We start from the raw sequence: 23,301 nt of genomic DNA, 5'->3' as shown, positions 1-23,301 counted from the left end.
GACCTTCGCCCTGCTCCGCCAGTTCATGCGCGTCGCCGTCCGCCGGGAATGCCGACCCGAACTCCACGACACCTTCTCTCGTTGGCACGCAGCCTCAATGCTGGATGCGACTGAAGGGGCACCGATCAATGAATATCTGGAGCTTGACTATTCCGCACCGGACCGCACGCTAGGCTGAACCGTCTGGTTCATTGCGTCATCCCCTGATGGTCTAGCAGGATAGGAGTGATTGTGATGCCCATGCCGGCCCACCCGCCGAAAAACCCATCAAGCCCCTTTGCGTCCTTCAGTGGTCACCATGTTGGTATCCGCGTTCCCGACTACGACGAGGCGAAGACTTGGTACACGGAGAAGCTGGACTTCCGAGTGCTCCAGGAGTGGACCTACGGTGAGCTGAAGCTCGCGTACCTCTGCCCGCCCAACGATGACAACTTCCATGTGGAACTGCTGGCTGGACCCGTACCCTTCCCGAACGAGGTCCTCGACGACCTGGGAGTCAGCCTGCAGCACGGCGGCTACCAGCACATGTGCGTCCGCGTCGACGATGTCGACGAAGCACGTGCGGAGCTCGCTAGCCGTGGTGTCGACCTTATTGGTGAACCCTTCGAGATCGAGGACATCAGCCGGCGACTGGCGTTCTTCCGTGACCCGTGGGGCAACATGATCGAGCTGTCGCAGAAGCTGCCCGGCGCTGGTTCCTGATCACACTCACAACATCAGCATGCGCGCACACGGCGGTCAGGCGCTCCGCGGTGCCGCTTTGCGATCGAATAGCGTCGCGCGGGCGAGACGGCGCGCTTCTGGTGGGCCGGGCCACTGTGTTCGCTAACGTCTATCCATGTTGCACACGAGATTCACCGAAATGTTCGGCATCACCTACCCGGTGATGGCAGCCCCGATGGGCATGCACAGCGGCGGAACACTTGCCGCCGCCGTCTCCGCGGCCGGTGGGCTCGGCTCCTTCGGGGGTACACATCCCTGGAAAGGGCCTGCCTGGATCCATGCGGAGATCGCGACCATCCGCGCCACGACTCATCTCCCGTTCGGAGTCGGCTTCATCACTCCGTTCCTCCCCTTCACCGAACCGCAATTCGAGGCCGCCCTGGAGGAACGACCAGAGGTCATCGCGCTGTCGTTCGCCGACCCGCAGCCGTGGCTTGCTCGCTCCAAGGCCGCGGGAGCCCGGGTGATGTGCCAGGTACAGAACTACGATGACGCACAGGCGGCCGTCGCCGCGGGTGCCGATGTCCTCGTGGCGCAGGGTACGGAGGCCGGTGGCCATACCGGGACGATGGGCCTCCTGCCGTTCCTGGCCGGGATCGTGAGGCGCTACCCCGATGTTCCGGTGCTGGCCGCGGGGGGCATTGGCGATGGCCGAACACTCGCGGCCGTCCTTACCGCCGGGGCGGACGGCGCCTGGCTGGGCACGGCGTTTCTCGCCACGCCCGAAGCGATCGAGGTGAGCGATGCCCACAAGCGCCTGATCGTCGAGAGTGATGGCGGCGACACCGTATGGACGCGGGCCTATGACATTGTGTCGGGGCTGCCGTGGCCGGCGACCATCGGTGAACGAGTCCGCCGCAATCGGTTCACCGATGAGTGGTCGGAGCGCGAGGCGACGCTGCGGGACCGCAAGGAGGAATTCGCGCCCCCGAAGGACGTCAGTCCCGTTGAGGGCCCGCCCGACCCTGACACGAGCGCGATTCTCTATGGCCAGTCGGCGATCTTCGTCGATGCCGTCCGTCCTGCCGCAGAAGTGGTCCGGACGATCGGTGACGAGGCCGAGGCAATCCTGGCCTCACGTCCTCGATCGCTGCTGACTTAAAGCTCCTAACAGAAGCCGTTGGTCATGTGATTTTCGGCTTGAGTAGTCGTTGGTCTGCTCGTGGGGAAACGTCAGTCGCGACCTTGGATCGTGTCGGATGAACTGTGGTCGCTGATCGAGCCGTTGCTGCCTGAACCGGGTCCGAAGCTGGTGGAGGGGCGGCCTCGGATCCCGGACCGGCAGGCGCTGTGCGGAATCCTGTTCGTGCTGCACACCGGGATCCAGTGGGAGTACCTGCCGCAGGAGCTGGGCTTCGGCTCGGGGATGACCTGCTGGCGCCGTCTGGCCGCGTGGAACGAGGCTGGTGTGTGGGACGAACTGCACCTGGTGCTGCTGAAGAAGCTGCGGTCGGCGAAGAAGCTGGACTGGTCGAGGGCGGTGATCGACTCCTCCCACGTGCGGGCGGCCCGGCGGGGCCCAAAAGCGGTCCCAGCCCGGTCGACCGCGCACGGCCGGGCAGCAAACACCACGTCCTCACCGACGGGCAGGGCATCCCGCTCGCGGTGTCGCTGACCGGCGGAAACCGTAACGACGTCACCCAACTCCTGCCCCTGCTCGACAAGGTCCCCGCCGTTGCAGGCGCCGTCGGCCGGCCCAGACGCCGATCGGATGCGCTTCTCGCGGACCGCGGCTACGACCACGACAAGTACCGCCGACTGCTGTGGCGGCGCGGTGTCCGTCCGGTCATTGCCGAACGAGGCGCACCCCACGGCTCTGGCCTCGGCGTCTTCCGCTGGGTGGTCGAGCGCACGATCGCCTGGCTGCACGGATTCCGCCGCCTACGGATCCGCTGGGAACGACGCGACGACATCCACGAAGCCTTCCTCGGCCTCGCTACCTGCCTGATCACCCACCGACACGTCCAACGCCTTTGTCAGGACCTCTTAGTGGATCCGCCGGTAGCCCCACGAGGCATTCTCCCGCGCCAGACGCACGACCAGGGCCCGGATCGACCGGATGGTCGGCGGACGTCCGCGGCGCTTCAGCACGCAGGCCGCAGCGTGGCGCCGCTTGAGCAGGTCGCGATGCCAGCGCAGGAGCGTGCCCGGGCGGACCAGCAGCAGAAGGTGTCGCAGCTTGTCCATGGGGAGGTGGTGGAGCAGGCCGGCGAGGACAGCGCGGTCGGCGTCGGTGAACGTGGGCTTGCCGACCTGGCGCTGCAGGACCAGCAGCTGGTGCCGCAGCGCCAGGATCTCCACGTCCTTCTCTCTGTCGCTCATCGACAACAGGCGCAGGAACGCGAAGGTGTGGGTCACGGCGAGATACGCAAGGCGCAGCAGCACGAAGATCATGATGCCGTCGATGCCCTGCGCAGACGGAGACAACAGGGTGAAGGCAGGCGCGGCCGGAGATCGGCGATCAAGCGCCGGACCTGGACGGATGATTTATCGGCACCCGCACTGTCGCCGCGAGATCCAGCGCCGCGTCTTCGGCTGAGCCGAAGACCTCGGGGCCGGCAGACCGGTCCGCCGGGTCCGGCCCTCGGCGAGGACCGGACCCGGCGGGCACACACCACGCCAGAGGACTACTGCAGCGGCGGGTAGGCGTTCTGCATCAGCTGCTGGAACTGGGCGGAGAACCAGTGCCCGGCCAGCGGCGCGTTCGGCAGGGCGCCGCTGGGGTTGTTGCCGTTGCGGGCGTTACCACCGTACGTGGGGTCGCACATCCGGTCGAAGCCCTTGCCCTCGTCGTTGGGGATGGCGGTGCTGGAGCCGTCGGACTGTCCCGGCGGCTTGACCCAGACGTAGGCGTCGACACCGGCGGCCGGGGCCGCGGTGGGCCGCTGCCCGAGTCCGGCGCCGCTCTGGTTGCACCAGTTGCCGACGTGGACGCGCCGGTCGATGCGGCCGCCGTTGACGTAGGCGTCGACGGAGGTCAGCGGGCCGGGGCCGGTGGGCCGGGCGGTTCCGCCCCAGCCGTCGCGGGAGGTGTCGATCAGCATGCCGAGGCCTGAGTCGAACCCGGCCGCGATCAGCTTGTCCCGCAGACCGAGCGCATACGACTGCTCGTCGACGTACTGGTTCCAGTCGACCCACTTCGACTGGCGCACGGTCTGCCCGTTCACGGTGTCCGTGACCTTGACGTTCGGCTCCGTGACGGGGCCGTAGTTGGCGGTGTTGACGATGAAGCCGGCCACGTCGTTCACGCTCGCACCGTTGGAAGTGGCGACCTTGGCGAACTCCTGCACGGACGGGCCGAGGTTGGTGTCCCAGCCGAGCCAGCCGTGGTGGCCCGCGTCGATGTAGTTGTAGACGTTCGGGATGGCGCCGAGCTTGCCCAGGGCGTACGAGACACCCTTCTCGTAGTTGCCGTTGCTCTTCATGGTCACGCAGGCGTCGGTGGTCGTGTTGGTGCCGCCCGCGTTGGTGACCAGGTTGGGCAGCGAGTCAGGCTCGATGACCGTGGCGATGCGCAGGCCCGCGTACTTGGGGTCGGCGAGGATCACGGCGATAGGGTCGATGTACTGGCTCTTGTACTTGTCGAGGTCGTTCGGCCCGAGTTCACCGTTGGAGGCGAGGGCGGCGCAGTCGCGTCCTGGCAGGTCGTAGATGACGAGCTGGATGACGAGGTCGCCGGAGCCCTTCTGCTCGAGTGCCTCGTCCAGGTGAGCGCGCAGGCCCATGCCGCCGTTGACGCCGTCGATCGCGGCGATCCGGTCGAGCCAGACGGCGGTGGACTGATGGGCGATACGGCTGCCACCGGGTTCGGCGGCGGCCTTGCCCGACCACTCGGGGTCCACATACCCCTTGGCCCCGGCGTAGGGGTTGTCGACCCGGTTGCCGGTGCCCCCGTCCCCACCTCCGCCGCCTGTGCCACCACCACTGGAGCCACTGCCGTCGTCGACGTTGCAGGCGACCCCGTCGAGGGTGAAGGCGACGGGTAAGGCATTGGTACCGGTGTAGGTGCCGTTGAAGCCGAAGCTGACCGAACCGCCGCTCGCCAGCGTGTTGTTGTAGCTCTCGTTGGTCACAGTGACAGCGGCGCCGCCCTGGGTGATCTTCGCGTTCCAACCGCTGGTGACCTGCTGGTCGCCGGCGTACGACCACTTTAGCGACCAACTCGACTTGGTGGCCGCATTGTTGGTGATCGTCACGGCGGCGGTGAAGCCGGTGTCCCACTGGTTCTGCACCTTGTAGTCCACGGAGCAGGGGATCGAGGAGGTGGCGGCGCCCGCCGGTGCCGCGAGAAGCGCCGCCCCGGAGGATCCGGCGAGCACCGCCAGTGCGACGAACAGTGACAGGTGAGTACGTCTCATGAGCGTGGATTCCTTCCCCTTGAGGGGTGATGACGGAGTGCGGGTGGCCAGGTGATCGCACAGGCCGGTGCCGAGGGAGTGGGGTGCCGTCGTGGGCGGAGGTCAGAAACCCCCGCCGGATCGGATCGTCACGGAGCCCCGGACGTCCCTGGCGATGGCCGGTGGCGAGGAATGCGGGGGATGTCGCATGAGCGAGCCCTTGCATCCGGGCGCGCCGTGACAGACGCGTCGACTGATGGAAGCGCTCCCACTGGTGCGAAGGACCGTATCGCCAACTCACCCGACTGCACAGGGGTGTTGCTTCACTTTCTTTATTTGGCACGGCTCCAATGATTCAACTTCTCAACACCTTGACCTCGCCCGCACGCATCCCCACTATGGGAGCGCTCCCATCTGTTCAAGCCTTGACCACCTTCGAGTTACCCCTGCCTCGGAGGAACAAGCACCACGGCTCCCCACACCCCACACGGAGGATCCGCATGCACCGGTCAGCTCCCCAGCCCCGAAGAGCGCACGCCTTGCTCAGCGCGCTGCTCACCACCCTCGTCGCGGTCGCGGCGCTGCTCACCGCCGCTTCGACATCGCACGCCGACACCGCGGTCTGCGAGCAGTTCGGCTCCACCACGATCGGCGGACGCTACGTCGTACAGAACAACCGCTGGAACACGAGTGAGCCCCAGTGTGTCTCCGCCACGGACAACGGCTTCCGGGTCGTCCAGGCCGACGGTTCGGTGCCGACCACTGGCGCCCCGAAGTCCTACCCGTCCGTGTTCAACGGCTGCCACTACACCAACTGCTCCCCCGGGACGAACCTCCCGGCCGTCCTCAGCTCCATCGCCGCAGCACCCACGAGCATCTCCTACAACTACGTGAGCGGAGCCATCTACGACGCCGCCTACGACATCTGGCTCGACCCCACGCCCCGCACCGACGGGGTGAACCGCACCGAGATCATGATCTGGTTCAACCGTGTGGGGGCTGTGCAGCCGGTGGGCTCGCAGGTGGGTACCGTCACCGTGGCCGGCCGCCCGTGGCAGCTGTGGTCCGGTAACAACGGCTCCAACGACGTCCTGACCTTCGTCGCGCCGTCGGCGATCGACAGCTGGAACTTCGACGTGATGGACTTCGCCCGGCAGGCCGTCGCCCGCGGGCTCGCCCAGAACAACTGGTATCTGACAAGCGTTCAGGCAGGGTTCGAGCCGTGGCAGAACGGCGCGGGACTCGCCGTCACCTCCTTCTCCTCGACCGTCGACCTCGGCAGCGGCACACCCAGCGGGCCCACGGCGTGCAAGGTGGCCTACAGCACGAACACATGGCAGGGCGGCTACACCGCGGACATCACGCTGACCAACACGGGTTCCTCCCCGGTCGACGGCTGGCATCTCGTGTTCACCCTGCCTGCGGGGCAGCAGATCACCAGCACATGGAACGCCGGCATCTCTCCCTCGTCGGGAGCCGTGACAGCCGCCAGCCTCGCCTACAACGCGTCACTCTCCCCCGGCGCCCAGGTCTCCTTCGGGTTCCAGGCCGCCTACAACGGCAGCTTCGCCAAGCCGACGGCCTTCAGCCTGAACGGCTATTCCTGCAGCACGGCTTGACCTGTCCGCAGCAGGCTGCTGGTGTCCCGCCGAGTCCATCGGTGACGCCACCGCCACCGGGCCCCGGACGGATGATGTCAGCCGTCCGGGGCCACCGCACGGCCTGTCCGCGGGGAGATCATGCCCGCACACAGGCCGCGGCCCGCCAGGCCCTGCGCGATGCGTGGGATCGCGGCGCGTGTGTTGGCGGCCCAGTCGTGCATGAGGATGATCTGGCCGTTGGTGAGCCGTGCCGCTGCCTGCGCGATCGCATCGGTGCTCGCGCCGTTCCAGTCCTGCGAGTCGACGTCCCACAGGATCTCGGTCAGGCCGTACTTGACCTCGACGCTCCTCACCGTGGCGTTGGTCTCGCCGTACGGGGGACGGAACAGCCGGGGTGTGCCACCGCCCGCGTTGCCGATGGCCTGCTGGGTCCGGGAGATCTCGGAGTCGATCTGCGCCTGGCCGAGTTGGGGCAGGTGGGGGTGGGTGTAGCTGTGGTTGCCGACCCACATGCCGGCGGTGACCTGTGCCCGTACCAGGGACGGGTTGGCGGCGGCGTACTGCCCCTCGTTGAACATCGTGGCTCGCAGTCCGTTCTGCCGGAGCACGTCGAGCAGCGCCGGCGTGCCGGCGGATGGGCCGTCATCGAAGGTCAGCCCGACGTAACCGGTGCAGGCGGCGGCCTGGGCCGAGGCGCCGGGGTCGACGGCGAGGGTGCACGCGCCCACCGTCGCGACGACGGCCAGCTTCGCTATGAGGGAGCGCGACGAGTGATGTGGTCGCGTGCTTCCCGGTCGGATTCTCATGCGGATGCTCCTTCAACCTGAGGCGGGGGTGGGGAGGGGCCTGCCTGCCCGACGCGACGGGCGGGCAGACCCAACTCACTCAGACCACCGTGACGTTGGAGCTGCCGCTGCTCTGGTAGCCCTCGGTCGCCAGGATCATGTAGTACTTGAAGCTGCCCAGGCGCATCCCGGCGCGGCCCCATGCGTCGAAGTGGTTCCCGGTGGTGATGGATCCGCCCGTGCGCTTGGACTGTCGGACGCTCCAGTACTGGTCGAAGGTGCGGTTGCCCTCGACGGACGGGGCGTTGTACCGCGTCGTGCGGTACATGTCGTAAGTGCCGCCGTCACTGGTGACGGTGCCCTGGTACGCGCCGGTGGGCCGGTAGGTGCCCCAGTTGTCGACGATGTAGTACTCGACGAGCGGGTTCGTCGTCCAGCCGTAGAGCGACAGATAGGCGTTGCCGGAGGGGTTGAAGGAGCCCCAGTAGTTCACGGTCCGCCGGGAGCCGTTGGCCCAGCCCTTGCCTGCCACGAAGTTCCCCGTGTTCCGCCACGAGGTGCTGTAACTGCCGCCGGAGGACAGGGTCATGGAGACGGTCCCGGGGGCGTCGGTCCAGAACGAGTAGTAGTAGCCGTTGTCGGAGCCGGTCTGGTTGGTCGTGATGGTCGTGTCCGCGTACGCGGTGCCCGGCAGCGCCAGCGTGGCCGCGCCGACCGCCAGGGCGCCTGCCGTGCCGATGAAGGTGCGGCGGTTCATGGGGGGTATGGGGGGTTTGTCGCGCATGTTCATGCGCCTCCTCGTGGTGGGGCCTGCGAGAGGCTGCACAGCCATTGAGGTGCCTGTCGACGTCGATAGGTTGGTGCCGGGCCTGTGGACTGTCAACTCTTTCGACAAAGAGTACGAAACTTTTGAGTTCTGATGACGCTGTTCCCGAACGTCAACTTCCCTGACCACAGGGCCCTTTGGCGCACGTCACAACAGACTCGGCTCAGCGAGGCGCGACGCAGGCAACATGACGAAGTGTCAGTCAGAAGGAGTGCCCGAAACTCTTTCGAAGGAGGGCGCCGCCGTGCTCTGCCGCACGACCAGGCTCGTCGTCAGTTCGAGCCGGGTCGCCACCGGCTCCTGCGACCGCAGGCGCAGCAGCATCTGGGTCGCGCCCTCGGCCATCTCCCGCAGCGGCTGGTGGACCGTCGTGAGGGCGGGGCTCGACCACTGGGCCAGGGGTACGTCGTCGTAGCCGACCACGGACAGATCGTGCGGGACGCGCAGGCCCCGCAGCCGGGCGGCCTCCAGGACGCCGAGGGCCTGGAGGTCGCTGCCCGCGAAGATCGCAGTCGGCGGATCGTCCAGATCGAGCAGCTCGGCCGCACGCTCGCGCCCGCCCTCGACGTGGAAGTCGCCGTACCGCACAAGCTCGGGATCCGCCACCAGACCCGCCATACTGAGCGCCGAACGGTAGCCGTCGAGGCGAGCCAGCGAGCAGAGCATGTCCTCCGGACCCGTGATGATGCCGATGCGACGGTGACCGAGCTGGACCAGATGCCTCGTGGCGGCCAGGCCCCCGTTCCAGTTGGCGGAGCCCACCGAGGGCACGTCAGGGTCGGGGTCGCCGGCCGGGTCGATGACGACGAACGGGATGGAGCGCAAGCGCAGCCGCTGCTTCACCTCCGCGGGCAGCGTCGAGAAGACCAGCACCACACCGCGCGGACTGCGCTGCAGCACGCCCTCGATCCACTCGGGCCCCGGCGCCTGGCGGGTGCCGCTCTCGGTGAGCACCACGCTGGCGCCGTTGGCCTTGGCAACCTTCTCCACCCCACGGACCAGCTCCAGCGCCCAGACGCTCTCCAGTTCGTGGAAGACAAGCTCGATGAGAGGCGCCTCGCGGGCAGCCCGGGTGGTACGGCGGTACGCGTTGTCGTCCAGGACGCGCTCCACTTTGGCGCGGGTCGGCGCGGCCACGTCCTGTCGCCCGTTGAGCACCTTCGAAACTGTCGAAATGGAGACCCCCGCCAGCTGGGCCACCTGCGCCAGGGTGATGCGACCAACGCCCTCGTCCTCTCGCATGCCCAGGAGCATAAGGCACGGTCAACTACCCGCACCGGGTGATGCGTGGATCGTTCGAAAGGTTTCGACGCGCGGCTCGGGTGCCTTTGGCGCCTGACGACATCACCTCGCGGCGTCCGCGTCCCAGAGCCACAGCGTCCAGGGTGCGGACGTGTCCAGGCGACCGACAGGGCTCCGGTGACCTCAGATGGTGAAGCGCTTCGACTCGCTGAACTGGTCGTCAATGGCCACTTGCCGAGGGTCATCTTCCCCTGAGGTCTAGCGCTTCGACAGTCCGACGACGTATCAGCCACGCCAGTTGACAAACATCCGGATGACATACGAACCCCCGACGGAACACGGGCCTTCCGCCGGGGCCGGCCACCCCGACCGAGCAAGGGCGATCACCGTGACAGCAGTAACTCCGCGGGCCGTGATCCCGTTCACCGTTGTCTGCGCGCTCGTCGCGACGGCGGCACTCACCGGCTGCACGCAACAGGAGGCCGCCGAGGTCGACGGCGCGGGCAGGCTGCGCACGTTCATCCAGGTCGTGCTGCCGATGAGCCGCAACTCACTGATCACTGCCGGCCTGTTCGCGTTCCTGTACGCGTGGAGCCACTTCATGTTCGCGCTCACCCTCAACACCACCGACGACGTCAAGCCCGTCACCCTCGGCATCTACCAGTACATCGGCGCCCACGTCGGCGACTGGGGCTCCGTCATGGCCCCCTCCGTCCTCTCGGCGATCCCCGCCGCCGTGCTGCTCGTTCTCGCCCAGAAGTACATCGCCGCCGGCATCACCGGCGGCTCCGTCAAGTAAGGCCCCTCATGAGCGACTTCCCCGGCACCCCCGGTCTGCCCGCGTTCCCTCCCGGCTTCGTATTCGGTGCGGCGACGGCCGCGTACCAGATCGAGGGGGCGGTGAACGAGGACGGGCGCGGCCCCTCCATCTGGGACACCCACAGCCACACCCCGGGCCGCGTCGATCGCGGCGACACCGGGGATGTGGCCTGCGACCACTACCACCGCCACCCCGAGGACGTGGCTCTGCTGCGCGGCCTCGGCGTCGACTCGTAGCGCTTCTCGATCGCCTGGCCCCGCATCCAGCCCACCGGCAAGGGCCCGGCCAACCGGAAGGGCCTGGACTTCTACTCCCGTCTCGTCGACGACCTCCTCGACGCCGGGATCGAACCGGCCGCCACCCTCTACCACTGGGACCTGCCACAGGCCCTGGAGGACGAAGGCGGCTGGCAGGTCCGCGAGAGCGCCGAGCGGTTCGCCGAGTACACGGCGATCGTCGCCGAGCGCCTCGGCGACCGCATCCCGCGCTGGATCACCCTCAACGAGCCCTGGTGCAGCGCCCTCCTCGGCTACGCCGTCGGCCGCCACGCACCCGGCGCCCAGGAGGGCACCGACGCCCTCGCCGCCGCCCACCACCTGCTCGTCGGCCACAGCCTGGCCGTCGGGGCACTGCGCGCGGCCGGGGTGCGCGAGGTCGGCATCACGCTCAACCCCGACTTCGACGTCCCGGCCTCCGACAGCACCGCCGACCGGGGCGCCGCCCTGCGCGCCGGCACCCAGCACAACCTGGTGTGGACGGACCCGATCCCCGCGGGCCGCTACCCGGAGTCGGAGACGGACACCTGGGGCGAACTGATCACCCGCCAGGACTTCCGGCGCGACGCCGACCTCCCCCTCATCGCCGAGCCACTGGACTTGCTCGGCGTCAACTACCACCGGCCCACCCTGGTCGCCGAGGCACCCCACCGGGAGGCCGACCCGGCGCTGCGCGTCGCCACCGACACCCGGTACGCGGAGCGCGCCTGGCCGGGCGTACGGCGCAACGCGATGGGCTGGCCGGTCGTCCCCGACACGTTCACGCGGCTGCTCACCGGCCTCAAGGACCGCTACGGCAACGCGCTGCCGCCGATCCACATCACCGAGAACGGCACCGCCGAGCACGACGACGTCGCGGACGACGGCAGCGTCCACGACAGCGGCCGGGTCACGTACCTGGCCGAGCACCTGTCGGCGCTGCGGGCCGCCATGGACGCGGGTGCCGACGTACGCGGCTACTACGTCTGGTCGCTCCTGGACAACTTCGCGTGGGCCCTTGGCTACGCGAAGCGGTTCGGGATCGTCCTCGTCGACTACGACACGCTCACCCGCACCCCGAAGGACAGCTACCACTGGTACCGGGAACTGATCGCCGCCCACCGGGGCTGAGCGCGGGGTCAGTGCGGCGCGTACGCCGTCGGGTCCGGCCGCACCTCGCGGACCACGCGGGCGGCCGCGCCGCGTGCCGCGTCCGCCGCGGACGACAAGGCGCGCAGCCGACCGCTGCCGGGCATCCACATATCCGACGCCACGCGCGCCATCAGCTCCTCCTCCGCGGCCGATGCCAGCCAGGGCACCAGGAGGAAGCTGGTCGCGCGCCCACTGTCGCCCCGGTCGTGGCTGGAGCCGAACCACAGGTCGGCCATCGCCGCCAGATTCGCTTCGTTGTCCGCGCCGACCGGCAGGGCCTGGTGGGCGCGACGCAGCTCCGACAGCGCCTGTGCGAACAGGTCCTCGACGGCCAGCCGGTTCCAGCCGAGGTTCGGTGCCTGCGGGGAGGCTCTGGCTGCGCGCGCCCCAGGTCTACCGCAGAGCCTCACGGATCGCGTCGTACGCGGGCTTGTGTGCGAGGTTCTCGTCCCAGGGCAGGGCCGCGCCCTCGCCCGGGAAGACCGCGGGGATCCACGAGTGCTTGTCGGAGTAGCCCCACAGGGTGATGCCGACGCAGCGCTTCATGGCGAGGCAGGCGTCGGTCACCTTGCCGTACCAGTCGGCCTGTTGGGCCAGTTTGGCCGCGTCGGACGGCAGGGTCATGCGGATGTCCAGCTCGGTGATCGCGACGTCGACGCCTAGGTCGGCGAAGCGCTGGATGTTCTGCTGCATCTGGTCCGGGAATCCGTACTGCAGCGCCAGATGCGCCTGCATGCCGAACCCGTCGATCGGGACGTGGTCGGCCTTGAGCCGCTTGATCAGCGTGTAGTAGGCGTCGGACTTGGGGCCTACGGCCTCGACGTTGTAGTCGTTCAGATAGAGCTTGACCTTGGGGTCGGCGGCGTGGGCCCAGCGCAGCGCGTCAGCGATGTAGGACGGGCCGATCGTCTTGTAGAAGATGTTCTCCCGGTAGGTGCCGTCCTCGTTCATGATCTCGTTGGCGACGTCCCAGGCGAAGACCTTGCCCTTGTAGTGCTTGACGACGTGCGTGATGTGGTTCTTGAGGATGGAGCGCAGTTCGTCCTTGGTCCAGGTGCCGGACGTGAGCCAGTCCGGCAGCTGCTGGTGCCACAGGAGGTTGTGGCCGCGCACCTTCAGGCCCTTGGCCTTCGCGTAGTTCACGATCTCGTCGCCCGCGGTGAAGTCGAAGACGCCACGCAGCGGTTCGGTGGCGTACCACTTCATGCCGTTGCCAGGGGTGGTGGCGTCGAACTCCTTGCCGAGCAGGTCGGCGTACGGGGTGTCGGCGAGTTCCGGGTTGTCGACGGCGGCGCCGAAGTAGCGGCCGGTGCGTTCGGCGAGTTGGCCGAGGGTGGGGTCGGCGGTGTGCCGGTGGGTGCCCGCGTGGGCGGCCGGGGCGACGGCGAGCCCCGCCAGAAGGGCTGCCGCGGCGGCGAGCGCGGCGGTTCGGACACGAGTGGAGCGCATCGTGGATCTCCTCAACTAGCTTGCGGCTACGGTGGTTGACCTTGCGCTTGAGCCGACGCGGCTACTTGACACGCACCTCGCAGCGCAGCCGCCGCTCGTGCCCGACCTCGCAGACCGGGCCCGTCAGGGTGAGCGGCACGGTGTGGTGGGCGTGTGCGCTGGAGTTGGCGAGGCGCAGTTCGAGGGCGCCGGGTTCGACGACGCGGCGTCCGTCGGCTCCGGTGTACGCGGCCAGGTCAGCCGGGAAGGTGGCGTGGACCTCGGCGGACGCCCCCGCGTCGAGCGGCACCCGGGCGTAGCCGACGAGCCGGACATCGGGCTGGGCGACGGTGGCGAGCGGGTCGTGGAGGTAGAGCTGGACGATCTCGGTGCCCGGCCGGTCGCCGGTGTTACGGACAGTGAGGCGGATCGAGGTCTCGCCGTCGGTGGGGAGTTCGGGGCTCTCGCACTGGGGGGCCTCCCAGGCGAAGGTGGTGTACGACAGGCCGTGGCCGAACGGGTAGAGGGGGGTCGGGTCGACCGTGCTGGGGAAGCCGTTCCGGGCGAGCGGCGGCGCGAGGTACGGGGCGGGCTGACCGCCGGGGCTGCGCGGCACCGCGATCGGCAGTCGCCCCGACGGCTCCACACGCCCGGAGAGGACGCCGGCGACGGCCGGGCCGCCCTCCTGCCCCGGGAAGAACGCCTGGACGACGGCCGCGGCCCGAGCGGCCCAGCGGCCCAGCGCGTAGGGCCGCCCACTGAGGACGACGACGATGAACGGAGCGCCGGACGCCGTGATCTCGTCCAGCAATTGCCCCTGCCCGTAGGGCAGTTCCAGGTCCTCGGCGTCGCAGCCCTCGCCCGACGAGCCGCGTCCGAACAGGCCGGAGCGGTCCCCGACCACGGCGAGCACCACATCCGCGCCGGCCGGCTCGTCGACGAACTCGGCGCCCGGGAATTCCGCCTGCAGCGCCTGGGCCAGCGTCAACACCTCGACACCGACGGGGAGTTCGGGGTGATGCACGCCCACGTGCCTGGGGAAGGTGTAGCAGCCCATCATGGCGGCCTGCTCGTCGGCGAGCGGCCCGACGACGGCGATCCGCAGCCCGTCACTCAGTGGCAACGTTCCGGCGTCGTTGGCGAGCAGCACGACCGACTCCTCGGCGACCCTCCTCGCCAGCTCCCGCATGTGCGGCGGGTTCAGGTCGACGGGCACACCCCCGGTGCCGGGCTCCCCGTCGGCGTCGAGCAGCCCCAGTTCGCACTTCTGGGTCAGGACGCGCAGCGCGGCCCGGTCGAGCAGACCCTCGGGGAGCGGGTCCGTCAGGCTGAAGCAGCGGGCGGCGGGCAGCTCCACGTCGACGCCCGCGGCGAGGGCGAGCCGCGCCGCGCCGGGCTCCCCGTCCGCGACCCGGTGCGCCTCTTCGAGGAGCGAGACACCGTAGTAGTCCGAGACCACGGTGCCACCGAACTCCCATTGTTCGCGAAGGATGTGAGTGAGCAGCATCTGGTGAGCGTGGGCGGGCAGGCCGTCGATGTCGTTGTAGGAGGGCATCACGGAGCGGGCGCCGCCGTCGCGGATCGCCATCTCGAACGGCGGCAGGATGACGTCCGCGAGTTCGCGCGGCCCGATCGACGCGGGCGCGTGGTTGCGGGCGGCTCGGGAGGCCGAGTACGCGGCGAAGTGCTTGAGCGTCGCAACGATGCCGGCAGTTTCCAGGCCGCGTACGTACGCGGAACCGATCGTGCCGACGAGATAGGGGTCCTCGCCGATGGTCTCCTCGGTGCGGCCCCAGCGTGGATCCCGTACGACGTCCAGGACCGGGGCGAGGCCCTGGTGGATGCCGACCGCGCGCATCGATGTACCGATCGCCTGGGCCATGTCCGTGATCAGCGCGGGGTCGAAGGTGGCGCCCCAGGCTAGCGGGGTCGGGAAGACGGTGGCCTGCCAGGCGGTGAAGCCGGTCAGGCACTCCTCGTGGGCGAGCGCGGGCAGCTCGAACCGGTTGCCCGCGCGGATGGTGCGCTGCAGTTCGGCGAGGCGGGCGGCGCCTTCTGCCGGATCCACGGGAACGGTGCCGAAGGGGCGGGTCAGCTGGCCGACCCCGTACGGGAGCAACGTGTCCAGGGCGGCGCTGCGGTTGGCGTACGCGTTCTGGCCGGGGGCGACCTCTGCGCCCGCTGTTTCGTCTGCGGAGCTGCCGAGCCAGACACTGGACAGCTGGGCGGTCTTCTCCTCGCGGGTCATCCGGGCGAGCAGGTCCGCCGCCCGGGCTTGCGCGGACAGGGTGGTGTCCTGCCATGGCTGAACCATGGAACTCCTCAAGTATGCTGTGAATAGGGGGTGTTGACGACCGACTGCGGTGTCAGCCCTTGGTCGCGCCCACTGTGATGCCGCCGATCAACTGCCGTTCGGCCAGCGCGTAGAAGGCCAGCGCAGGTGCCATGGACAGGACCAGGTAGGCGAAGATGCGGGCGGTGTCGCTGGAGTACTGGCCCTGGAACTGCTGGACGCCGACCGGGATCGTCCACCAGGTGGGTTCGCTGAAGACGAGCAGTGGGAGCAGGAAGTTGTTCCAGCTGGTCACCACGGCGAGGACGGAGACGGTGCCGAGCGCGGGCCGCGCCATCGGCAGCAGGACCCGCCAGAAGAAGCCGAACGCGGAGCAGCCGTCGAGCGTGGCTGCCTCCTCCAGTTCGCCGGGGATCTCCCGGAAGAAGTTGCGCAGGATGACCACGGTCATGGGCAGCCCGAACGCGGCCTGCGGCAGGATCACGCCCCACGGGTTGTCGAGCAGTCCGAACGTGCGCAGGAGCACGAACAGCGGCAGGATCGCCACCGCGAACGGGAACATCAGGCCGACCGTGAAGAGAGTGAAGAGCGCCTCCCGTCCCCGGAAGGCGAATCGGGCGAGAGCGAACGCGGCGAGCGCAGCGGCACCCACCGTCAGCACGGTGGTCGCGACGGCGATCAGGGTCGACGAGCCGAGCATGCGCCAGAACGCGCTGTCCTTGAGGATGTCGGAGTAGTTCTTCGTCACCCACGGGGACGGCAGGCCGAACGAGTTGCCGGAGAGCTGGTCGGTGGACTTGAAGCCGGAAATGAGCGCGTACAGCAGCGGCGTCACCATGACGACGCCGATCAGCCATACCGTCACGTACAGGGGCAGGGACTTGAAGCTGCGTCGCCGTGCAGCCGGAGCCGGGGCCGTCATCGGGATCCTCGCATGTTCGTGAGGGCGCCTTCGGTGTCGCGGCGCAGCACATAGCGCTGGTAGAAGAGCGCGAAGACGAGGCTGATGAGGAACATGACGATCGAGATCGCGCTGGCGTACCCCATCTGGTAGCGCTTGAAGCCGAACTGGAACATCGTGACCGCCATGGTCTCGGAGTGGTGGTCGGGTCCGCCCTGTGTCACCACCCACACCAGGTCGAAGAGCTGGATCGCGCCGATCACGGACAGGAAGATGCTCATCCGGATCGTCGGTCCGAGCAGGGGCAGGGTGATGTGGCGGAAACGCTGCCAGGCGTTCGCCCCGTCGAGGCGGGCGGCTTCCGTCAGTTCGGCCGGAATGCCCTGGAGCCCCGCTAGGAGCAGCATCATGTGGAATCCGAAGTACTTCCAGGTCATGACCAGGAAGAGGGTCGCCAGGACGGTGTTCTGGCCGGCGAACCAGAGGCCGCCGGCGCCGTCGAGGCCGACGGCGCCGAGCACCTTGTCGGCGAGCCCGCTGTCCGGCGCGAAGATCATCGAGAACAGCACGCCGGTGATGACTTCCGACAGGACGTACGGGGCGAAGAACAGCATCCGGTAGACGGCGCGGCCGCGCAGTTTCTGGTTGAGGAGCACGGCCATGCCAAGCGCGAACGGGAGTTGCAGGCCGAGCGAGAGCCCCACCAGGAGCAGGCCGCGCCACAGGTCGCCGAGGAACACCGGGTCCTGGAACAGGCGGGTGAAGTTGTCCACGCCCACGAAGTCCGAAGGCGAGCCGAAACCACCCCAGTTGAAGAAGGAGACGTATCCCGCGTACAGGATCGGGATCGCCACGAACACGAGGAACAGAGCGAGCCCGGGGACGGTGAACAGGAAGGCGGTCAGCCAGTCGCGCACCCGGCGGGCCACCGGCCGCCGGTTCCTCACCTGACCGGTCGGCGCCCCCTCTCGCAGAGCGGGTCCCGCGTCCTCGATCTGGGTCGAAGTCATCGTCATCTACTGACTCTTCGCAACCTGGGTGATGGAACGGGCCACCTGTTGCGGGGACTTGGAGCCCGCGATGAGCGCGGCCACCGAGTCGTTGACCTCCTGGCCGACGGCCGGCGGGTAGGCCTGGTCGAGGTAGAGCTGGAAGGCCGTGGCGGCGTTCAGCAGGTCGGAGACTGCCTTGAGGTTGGGATCGGTGAGGGCGTCCCGGGCCTTCGTGTTCACCGGGATCATCCCGCCTTCCCTGACGAGCCTGCTGTCGCTCTCGGGGCCGACGAACCACTTCAGGAAGTCGAGGGCCTCCTTGGGCCCGCCCTTGCGCAGCGCGTAGCCGCCGCCACCGCCGAAGACGTCGGTGGACTTGCCCTTGCCGCCGCCCACCGCCGGGAAGGGGAAGAAGCCGAGGTCGGAGCCGATGCCCTTGCCCTCCGACTTCTGCGTATTGGGCGCCCACTGGCCCATCAGTTCCATGGCCGCCTTGGCGTTGCCCATGGTGGCTGCCTCACCGGTCGGCCCCGGGTACGCGGCACCCAGGAAGCCCTTCTGGAACGGCTGCAGCTCCACGAGTTCCTTGAGGTGCTCGCCCGCCTTGACGAAGTCGTCGCCGCTGAAGTCCTTCGCCTCCGCGGCCTTCTGCATGCCGTCGACCCCGGCGATACGGATCGCCAGATACGCCCAGTAGTACATGCCGGGCCACTTCTCCTTGCCGGCGAGAGCGATCGGGGTGATGCCGGCGGTCTTGAGCTTCTTGACGGCGTCGAGGAGTTCGGCCCAGGTCGTGGGCGGGGCGGCGATCTTGGCCTGCTTGAAGAGCGCCTTGTTGTACCAGAAGCCGACGGCTCCGATGTCGACCGGAACGGCGTAGGTCCTGCCGTCGAACTCGTACGCCTTGCGCGAGGCGGGCACCAGGTCGCCGATCCAGTCCTTGACCTGGTCGGTGATGTCCTCGGTGAGACCTGCGTCGACCTGCTGCTTGAGGACGCCACCGCCCCAGGTGTTGTACAGGTCGGGCAGCTTTCCCGTAGCAACGAGGGCTGTCATCTTCGACTTGAAGGCGTCGTTCTCCAGCGGCACGAGCTTGATCTTGACCTTGGGATGCGCCTTCTCGTACGCCTTGGCCTGCTGGGGCCACAAGTGCTTGCCGGGCTCCGTGGTCTGGATGTGCCACCACTCGACAACGGTCCTGCCCTGGCTGTCCTTGCCGCCGCCGGAGTCGGAGCTCCCGCACGACGTGAGCACGGCGGTGCCCAGACCCGCGACGGAGACCACTCCGAGGAAGCGGCGACGGGAGAGAGAAGAAGGGGCAGTGTCAGGCATGGCACACCTTCCGGAAGAGATCCGCAAATTATCGGGGAGGTGGCCACGGAAATTACGGGCATGCGTCGGGGGTGTCAACGGCCTTGACAAAAAGGGCCGTTGACACCCCCGGAGTATTATGTTCCGTTACGCTTGGCGCGGCGCTGCCGTACTGGCCCTGACCACGAGTTCCGTCGCCAGTTCGACCCGTGGCGAGGCGGGGGCGACCGAGCGTGCGAGATCGAGGACCGAGCGTGCCGCCAACTTGCCCATGTCCGCGAGAGGTTGGCGCACTGTCGTCAGCGGCGGCGCCGACCAGCGCACCTCCGGCAGGTCGTCGAAGCCGACGATGCTCATGTCCTCGGGCACCCTGAGGCCGCGCCGCCGCAGTGCCTCGATCGCGCCGAGCGCCATCTGGTCACTGGCCGCGAAGATCGCGGTCGGCGGGTCGGCCAGGTCGAGCAGGCGGCCCGCGCCCGTGAAGCCGGACTCGTGGTAAAAGTCGCCGGGCACGATGAGTTCGTCGGCGGTCGGCACGCCCGCGACGTCGAGCGCGGCCCGGTAGCCGTCGAGCCGGGCCCGGGAGCACAGCAGCCGCGGCGGGCCCTCGATGAACCCGATGCGCCGGTGCCCGAGGTGCAGCAGATACTCGGTGGCCGCCATGCCGCCCGCCCAGTTGGTGGCGCCGACGGTCGGCGCCTCGGTGGCGGGTGATCCGGCCGGGTCGATCACCACCAACGGAACGCCCAGACGCCGCAGTTCGTCGTGCAGGCCCGGCTCCAGGGCCGAGGTCACCAGGATCACGCCGTCCGAGGCGCGGGCCCGCAGATTGGTCATCCACTGGCGCGCGGCGCCCGCCCGGTCGTGGATCGCGGAGACGACGGTGCCGACTCCCGCCTCGTGGGCGACCTCCTCCACGCCCCGGATGATCTCCACGGCCCACGGGCTGTCCAGATCGTTGAAGACCAGGTCGAGCAGGGCCGCCCGGTCGCCCGTGGGCCTGCGCCGGTAGCCGTGCCGGTGCAGCAGGTCCTCGACCCGGGCCCGGGTGGCGGGCGAGACGTCGGAGCGCCCGTTGACGACCCGCGAGACGGTCGGCACCGAGACGCCGGCCTCCCGCGCGATCTCGGTGATCGTCACCTTGGCCGGCCCGTCCGGGCTCCGCGTGGCTGTCTTGCGCTGAGCGCCCTCCCCGGCCACATTCCCCTCCTCCGTCGACATGTGCTCCCGGAAGGTCTACGCCCTCCTTCCGGAAACCGTAGGACATGCCGTCGACCGGTCGCCGGTCAAGCCCTCCGCCAGTACGACCCGCCGAACATCGGCCTCGAATCTACGCGCCGGGCGGCTTCAGGATCCCGCGCAGGCCGACGCAGATGCGGGCGGGGGCCTGGGCGCGCCGGGCGAAGGGGAGCCTCCTCGACGTACCCGAGCGTGGGGTAAGCGGCGCATCGGGGTGCGCGGCGGATGCCAGCGGCTCGTGCCAGAAGGTGTCGAAGTCATCCGATTCGTCGAGCGGCGGCCGGTGTCACTCCGTTTCGCTCGGGGGCAGGCCGAAGGCGGTCACCAGGCCCCCCATGGAGGTCAGGAACGCTGCGGCATCGGTCCGGGGGTGTGAAGGCCTTTCGGCATTCCGGCCAACTCCCGTACGTACGCGCCCCATTGACAGGGTCCGGGAGCGGTCCTAGGTTGCAGTGTTGTTTCCGGAATATTCTCGGAACTTCTCGGTCCTCGTTCTCGATACCGCCTTTCCCGGCTGCGCACTGCCCGTGAGACGAAAGGCCCAGCATGAGTTCCTCCTCCACCATGATCGCCGCCGCCCCGTGGCGGACCTGCGTCGGCACGGGCCGCATGGACCTTGCGCTGCGTCGCGACCACCGGGAGTCCCTTGCCCTGGTGCAGCGCGAGATCGGCTTCGGGTACATCCGGGGGCACGGGCTGCTCAGTGACGGCATGGGGGTGTACCGCCCGTACGAGTGGCAAGGCGAGCGGCGGGTGCACCATGCGTTCACGTACGTCGATCAGGTCATCGACAGCTATCTGGAACTCGGCATCCGGCCGTTCCTCGAACTCGGCTTCATGCCAGGCGAGTTGGCGTCAGGCGACCAGACGGTGTTCTGGTGGGGCGGCAACGTCACGCCGCCGTCCTCGTACAGGGAATGGGTGGACCTCGTACGGACGACGGTCCGCCATCTCGTGGACCGCTACGGGCTCGACGAGGTACGCACCTGGCCGATCGAGGTGTGGAACGAGCCGAACCTCCCGGACTTCTGGGAGGACGCCGACGAGCAGGCATATCACCGCCTGTACGAGATGACCGCGCACACCATCAAGGCGATCGACGCGTCGCTGCAGGTGGGCGGCCCCGCCGTGTCACCCGGCGCGGACGACTGGATCGGGCGGTTCGCCGCGTTCGCCGAGGCACGGGAGGTGCCGGTCGACTTCGTGTCCCGGCACGCGTACACGTCGGGGCCAGCCCAGTATGTGCCGTTCGGGGTGCATCAGACGCTGGGCCCGGCGCAGGGGCTGCTCGACCAGTTCGGTCAGCCCCGGCGCGCCCTCAAGGACACGGGACTTGCCCACCTCCCGGTCCACATAACCGAGTTCAACTCCTCCTACCGGCCGGACAACCCGATCCACGACACCGCCTTCCATGCCGCGTACCTGGCTCCGGTCGTCGCGGCGGGCGGGGAGTACGCGGACTCCTTCTCGTACTGGACGTTCAGCGACATGTTCGAGGAGACGGGCGTACCGACCGCGCTGTTCCACGGCGGGTTCGGGCTGCTCACCCACCGGCAGGTGAAGAAGCCGACGTACCACCTCTATGCGTTTATGGCGCGCACGGGCGAGGAGGTACTTGCGCGCGGTGCCGACCATCTCGTGACGCGGCACGCCGACGGGCGGGTGGCGGTGCTCGCGTGGGCACCGGTGGACATGGACGGGCACCGGGTACGCCTCTCGGTGCCGACCGGTCCGGGCGAGGTGTTCACCCTGCGGTCGTCCGTCGACGAGGAGCGCGGCAACGCGTACACGGCGTGGCGGCGCATGGGCAGCCCCCGCTCCCCGGACCTGCGCCGGCTCGACCGGCTGCACGAGGCCGCCGAACCTGCGCGTACGCACAGCCGGGAGACCGCGCGGGACGGCATGGTCGACCTCGATCTCGCGCTGGCCCGCCACGAAGTGACGCTGGTCGAGTTCGACCCGGTCCGCGACGAGACGCCTCCCTGGTGGGACGAGAGCCGGCTCCTCGGCAGTGCCCCGTGAACGTGCGCACGGCCGAGCTGGGCACGGGCCCGCTCTCCCGGGCCCACGGCAGCCGCCGTCATCGCTGCCATTCAGTTCACCGCGCTATGGACCCGTTGCCCAACGGTGAGCGAGGCATCCCGGGCGCACGGCGTTTCGCCGCCAACGGCGCAAGCCGGCCAGGATGTTGGCGCGGGCCGGATTCCAGCAGGTATTGACGCTGCTCTTTGGTTCCCTACCATCCAAGTTGCTCGATATTTCAACCTTCGTTCGAGATATCGAACCCAGAACCAAGAAGTCACTCCACTCGCACAGCAGAGCACCGCGGGTCGCACCACCGCAACCACCGAGCCGCAAGGGGCATGCCGCACGACGCCTATGACATGCCCGCATCCATGTGTTTCGCGTCAACAGTCCGGGCAGTCCCTGACGGGGCCAACCGGAGCCGCTCACGCAAGGATGACGAGGTCCCCATGCCCAGACGAGTTTTGAGCCGCAGACATCTGCCCGCGGTGTTCGCCGCCAGCGTCGCGGCCCTGCTCCTGCTGGCGGCGACGCTCGTCGCCTACCCGGCTCAGGCCGCCACCAGCGGCGCCTTACGCGGTGTGGGTTCCGGCCGGTGTCTCGACGTACCGAACGCCAGCCAGGCCGACGGCACCTACCCGCAGATCTGGGACTGCTCGGGCGGCACCAACCAGCAGTGGACATGGACGGACAGCAACCAGCTGACCGTGTACGGCAACAAGTGTCTGGATGTTCCGGGCCACGCCACCGCGGCCGGTACCCAGGTGCAGATCTGGACTTGCAGCGGCGGTGCGAACCAGCAGTGGCGGGTGAATTCCGACGGCACGCTCGTCGGCGTGGAATCCGGGCTGTGCCTGGACGTCACCGGCGCCGGTACGGCCAACGGCACGGCGGTGGAGCTCTGGACGTGCAACGGCGGAAGCAACCAGAAATGGACAGGCCTGTCCGCGACGCCGGGCGGCGGCACCTGCTCTCTGCCGTCGACGTACCGATGGACGTCGACGGGTGCGCTGGCACAGCCGGCGAACGGGTGGGCCTCTCTGAAGGACTTCACCAACGTGACCTACAACGGCAAGCACCTGGTCTACGGGTCGAACTACTCGGGATCGGCCTACGGCTCGATGATGTTCAGGCCCTTCACGAACTGGTCGGACATGGCGTCGGCCCGCCAGACCGGCATGAGCCAGAAGGCGGTTGCGCCCACCCTGTTCTACTTCGCGCCCAAGAAGATCTGGGTGCTGGCGTCCCAGTGGGGTCCGTGGCCCTTCATCTACCGCACGTCGAGCGACCCCACCGACCCCGACGGCTGGTCCGCGCCGCAGCCGCTGTTCACCGGCAGCATCCCCAAGACTGAATCCCCCACCGGCCCGAT

At 68.7% G+C, this 23,301-nt stretch carries 16 protein-coding genes and 4 pseudogenes; 8 read left to right on the top strand and 12 right to left on the bottom strand.

The features are described from left to right. Nucleotides 1–234 precede the first annotated feature (234 nt). From ACWD3E_RS40120 to ACWD3E_RS40110, 3 genes and pseudogenes are all read left to right on the top strand, one after another. Nucleotides 235–702 carry a VOC family protein gene (locus tag ACWD3E_RS40120; protein WP_451392424.1) on the top strand — a complete coding sequence of 156 codons (468 nt, stop codon included), beginning with the start codon at nt 235–237 and terminating at the stop codon, nt 700–702. A 136-nt stretch (nt 703–838) separates the two neighbouring features. Beyond that, nucleotides 839–1,825, top strand: a complete 987-nt coding sequence (locus ACWD3E_RS40115; RefSeq protein ID WP_451392423.1) for an NAD(P)H-dependent flavin oxidoreductase — start codon at nt 839–841, stop codon at nt 1,823–1,825. A 60-nt stretch (nt 1,826–1,885) separates the two neighbouring features. Beyond that, a pseudogene (locus ACWD3E_RS40110) lies at nt 1,886–2,616 on the top strand (IS5 family transposase); the annotation flags it as partial. 96 nt (nt 2,617–2,712) lie between these two features. Here the strand turns inward: ACWD3E_RS40110 and ACWD3E_RS40105 are convergent. Continuing rightward, nucleotides 2,713–3,108 (bottom strand): annotated as a pseudogene (locus ACWD3E_RS40105) (integrase); the annotation flags it as partial. Nucleotides 3,109–3,350: 242 nt separating this feature from the next. Then, nucleotides 3,351–5,081 (bottom strand): glycoside hydrolase family 6 protein, encoded by a 1,731-nt coding sequence (locus ACWD3E_RS40100; RefSeq protein ID WP_451392422.1) that lies wholly within the window; start codon nt 5,079–5,081, stop codon nt 3,351–3,353. Between the two features lie 479 nt (nt 5,082–5,560). On the opposite strand from ACWD3E_RS40100, the gene ACWD3E_RS40095 reads away from it, so the two are divergent. Then, nucleotides 5,561–6,679 (top strand): GH12 family glycosyl hydrolase domain-containing protein, encoded by a 1,119-nt coding sequence (locus ACWD3E_RS40095; protein ID WP_451392421.1) that lies wholly within the window; start codon nt 5,561–5,563, stop codon nt 6,677–6,679. 77 nt (nt 6,680–6,756) lie between these two features. Here ACWD3E_RS40095 and ACWD3E_RS40090 read toward each other — a convergent pair whose 3' ends face one another. The 3 genes from ACWD3E_RS40090 to ACWD3E_RS40080 form a co-directional block, all read right to left on the bottom strand. Beyond that, entirely contained in the window at nt 6,757–7,467 is a 711-nt protein-coding gene (locus ACWD3E_RS40090; protein ID WP_451392420.1) for a polysaccharide deacetylase family protein, read from the bottom strand. A gap of 79 nt (nt 7,468–7,546) precedes the next feature. After that, nucleotides 7,547–8,230 (bottom strand): glycoside hydrolase family 11 protein, encoded by a 684-nt coding sequence (locus ACWD3E_RS40085; protein WP_451392419.1) that lies wholly within the window; start codon nt 8,228–8,230, stop codon nt 7,547–7,549. Nucleotides 8,231–8,470: 240 nt separating this feature from the next. Then, nucleotides 8,471–9,526, bottom strand: a complete 1,056-nt coding sequence (locus ACWD3E_RS40080) for a LacI family DNA-binding transcriptional regulator (RefSeq protein ID WP_451392418.1) — start codon at nt 9,524–9,526, stop codon at nt 8,471–8,473. Nucleotides 9,527–9,992: 466 nt separating this feature from the next. Here ACWD3E_RS40080 and ACWD3E_RS40075 point away from each other — a divergent pair. After that, nucleotides 9,993–10,313: pseudogene (locus ACWD3E_RS40075) on the top strand (carbohydrate ABC transporter permease); the annotation flags it as partial. An 8-nt stretch (nt 10,314–10,321) separates the two neighbouring features. Beyond that, nucleotides 10,322–11,719: pseudogene (locus ACWD3E_RS40070) on the top strand (GH1 family beta-glucosidase). An 8-nt stretch (nt 11,720–11,727) separates the two neighbouring features. On the opposite strand, the gene ACWD3E_RS40065 reads toward ACWD3E_RS40070, so the two are convergent. The 7 genes from ACWD3E_RS40065 to ACWD3E_RS40035 form a co-directional block, all read right to left on the bottom strand. Continuing rightward, nucleotides 11,728–12,150, bottom strand: a complete 423-nt coding sequence (locus ACWD3E_RS40065; protein WP_451392417.1) for a hypothetical protein — start codon at nt 12,148–12,150, stop codon at nt 11,728–11,730. Continuing rightward, nucleotides 12,134–13,189 carry an endo-1,4-beta-xylanase gene (locus tag ACWD3E_RS40060; protein ID WP_451392416.1) on the bottom strand — a complete coding sequence of 352 codons (1,056 nt, stop codon included), beginning with the start codon at nt 13,187–13,189 and terminating at the stop codon, nt 12,134–12,136. The genes ACWD3E_RS40065 and ACWD3E_RS40060 overlap by 17 nt, the downstream gene beginning before the upstream one ends. Nucleotides 13,190–13,250: 61 nt before the next feature. After that, entirely contained in the window at nt 13,251–15,482 is a 2,232-nt protein-coding gene (locus tag ACWD3E_RS40055) for a beta-glucosidase (protein ID WP_451392415.1), read from the bottom strand. Nucleotides 15,483–15,534: 52 nt separating this feature from the next. Further along, entirely contained in the window at nt 15,535–16,299 is a 765-nt protein-coding gene (locus ACWD3E_RS40050) for a carbohydrate ABC transporter permease (protein ID WP_451392447.1), read from the bottom strand. An 80-nt stretch (nt 16,300–16,379) separates the two neighbouring features. Next, a complete protein-coding gene (locus tag ACWD3E_RS40045) occupies nt 16,380–17,372 on the bottom strand; it encodes a carbohydrate ABC transporter permease (RefSeq protein ID WP_451392446.1) in 993 nt (330 codons plus the stop codon). A gap of 6 nt (nt 17,373–17,378) precedes the next feature. Then, nucleotides 17,379–18,686 carry an extracellular solute-binding protein gene (locus ACWD3E_RS40040; protein WP_451392414.1) on the bottom strand — a complete coding sequence of 436 codons (1,308 nt, stop codon included), beginning with the start codon at nt 18,684–18,686 and terminating at the stop codon, nt 17,379–17,381. Between the two features lie 126 nt (nt 18,687–18,812). Continuing rightward, entirely contained in the window at nt 18,813–19,886 is a 1,074-nt protein-coding gene (locus tag ACWD3E_RS40035) for a LacI family DNA-binding transcriptional regulator (RefSeq protein ID WP_451392413.1), read from the bottom strand. Nucleotides 19,887–20,450: 564 nt separating this feature from the next. Here ACWD3E_RS40035 and ACWD3E_RS40030 point away from each other — a divergent pair. Beyond that, a complete protein-coding gene (locus ACWD3E_RS40030) occupies nt 20,451–21,926 on the top strand; it encodes a GH39 family glycosyl hydrolase (RefSeq protein ID WP_451392412.1) in 1,476 nt (491 codons plus the stop codon). Between the two features lie 452 nt (nt 21,927–22,378). Continuing rightward, a partial coding sequence (locus ACWD3E_RS40025; protein ID WP_451392411.1) for a non-reducing end alpha-L-arabinofuranosidase family hydrolase occupies nt 22,379–23,301 on the top strand: 923 nt, incomplete at its 3' end.

This window comes from Streptomyces sp. NPDC002676 (assembly GCF_053592455.1).
This window is presented reverse-complemented; position numbering and strand designations above follow the sequence as displayed.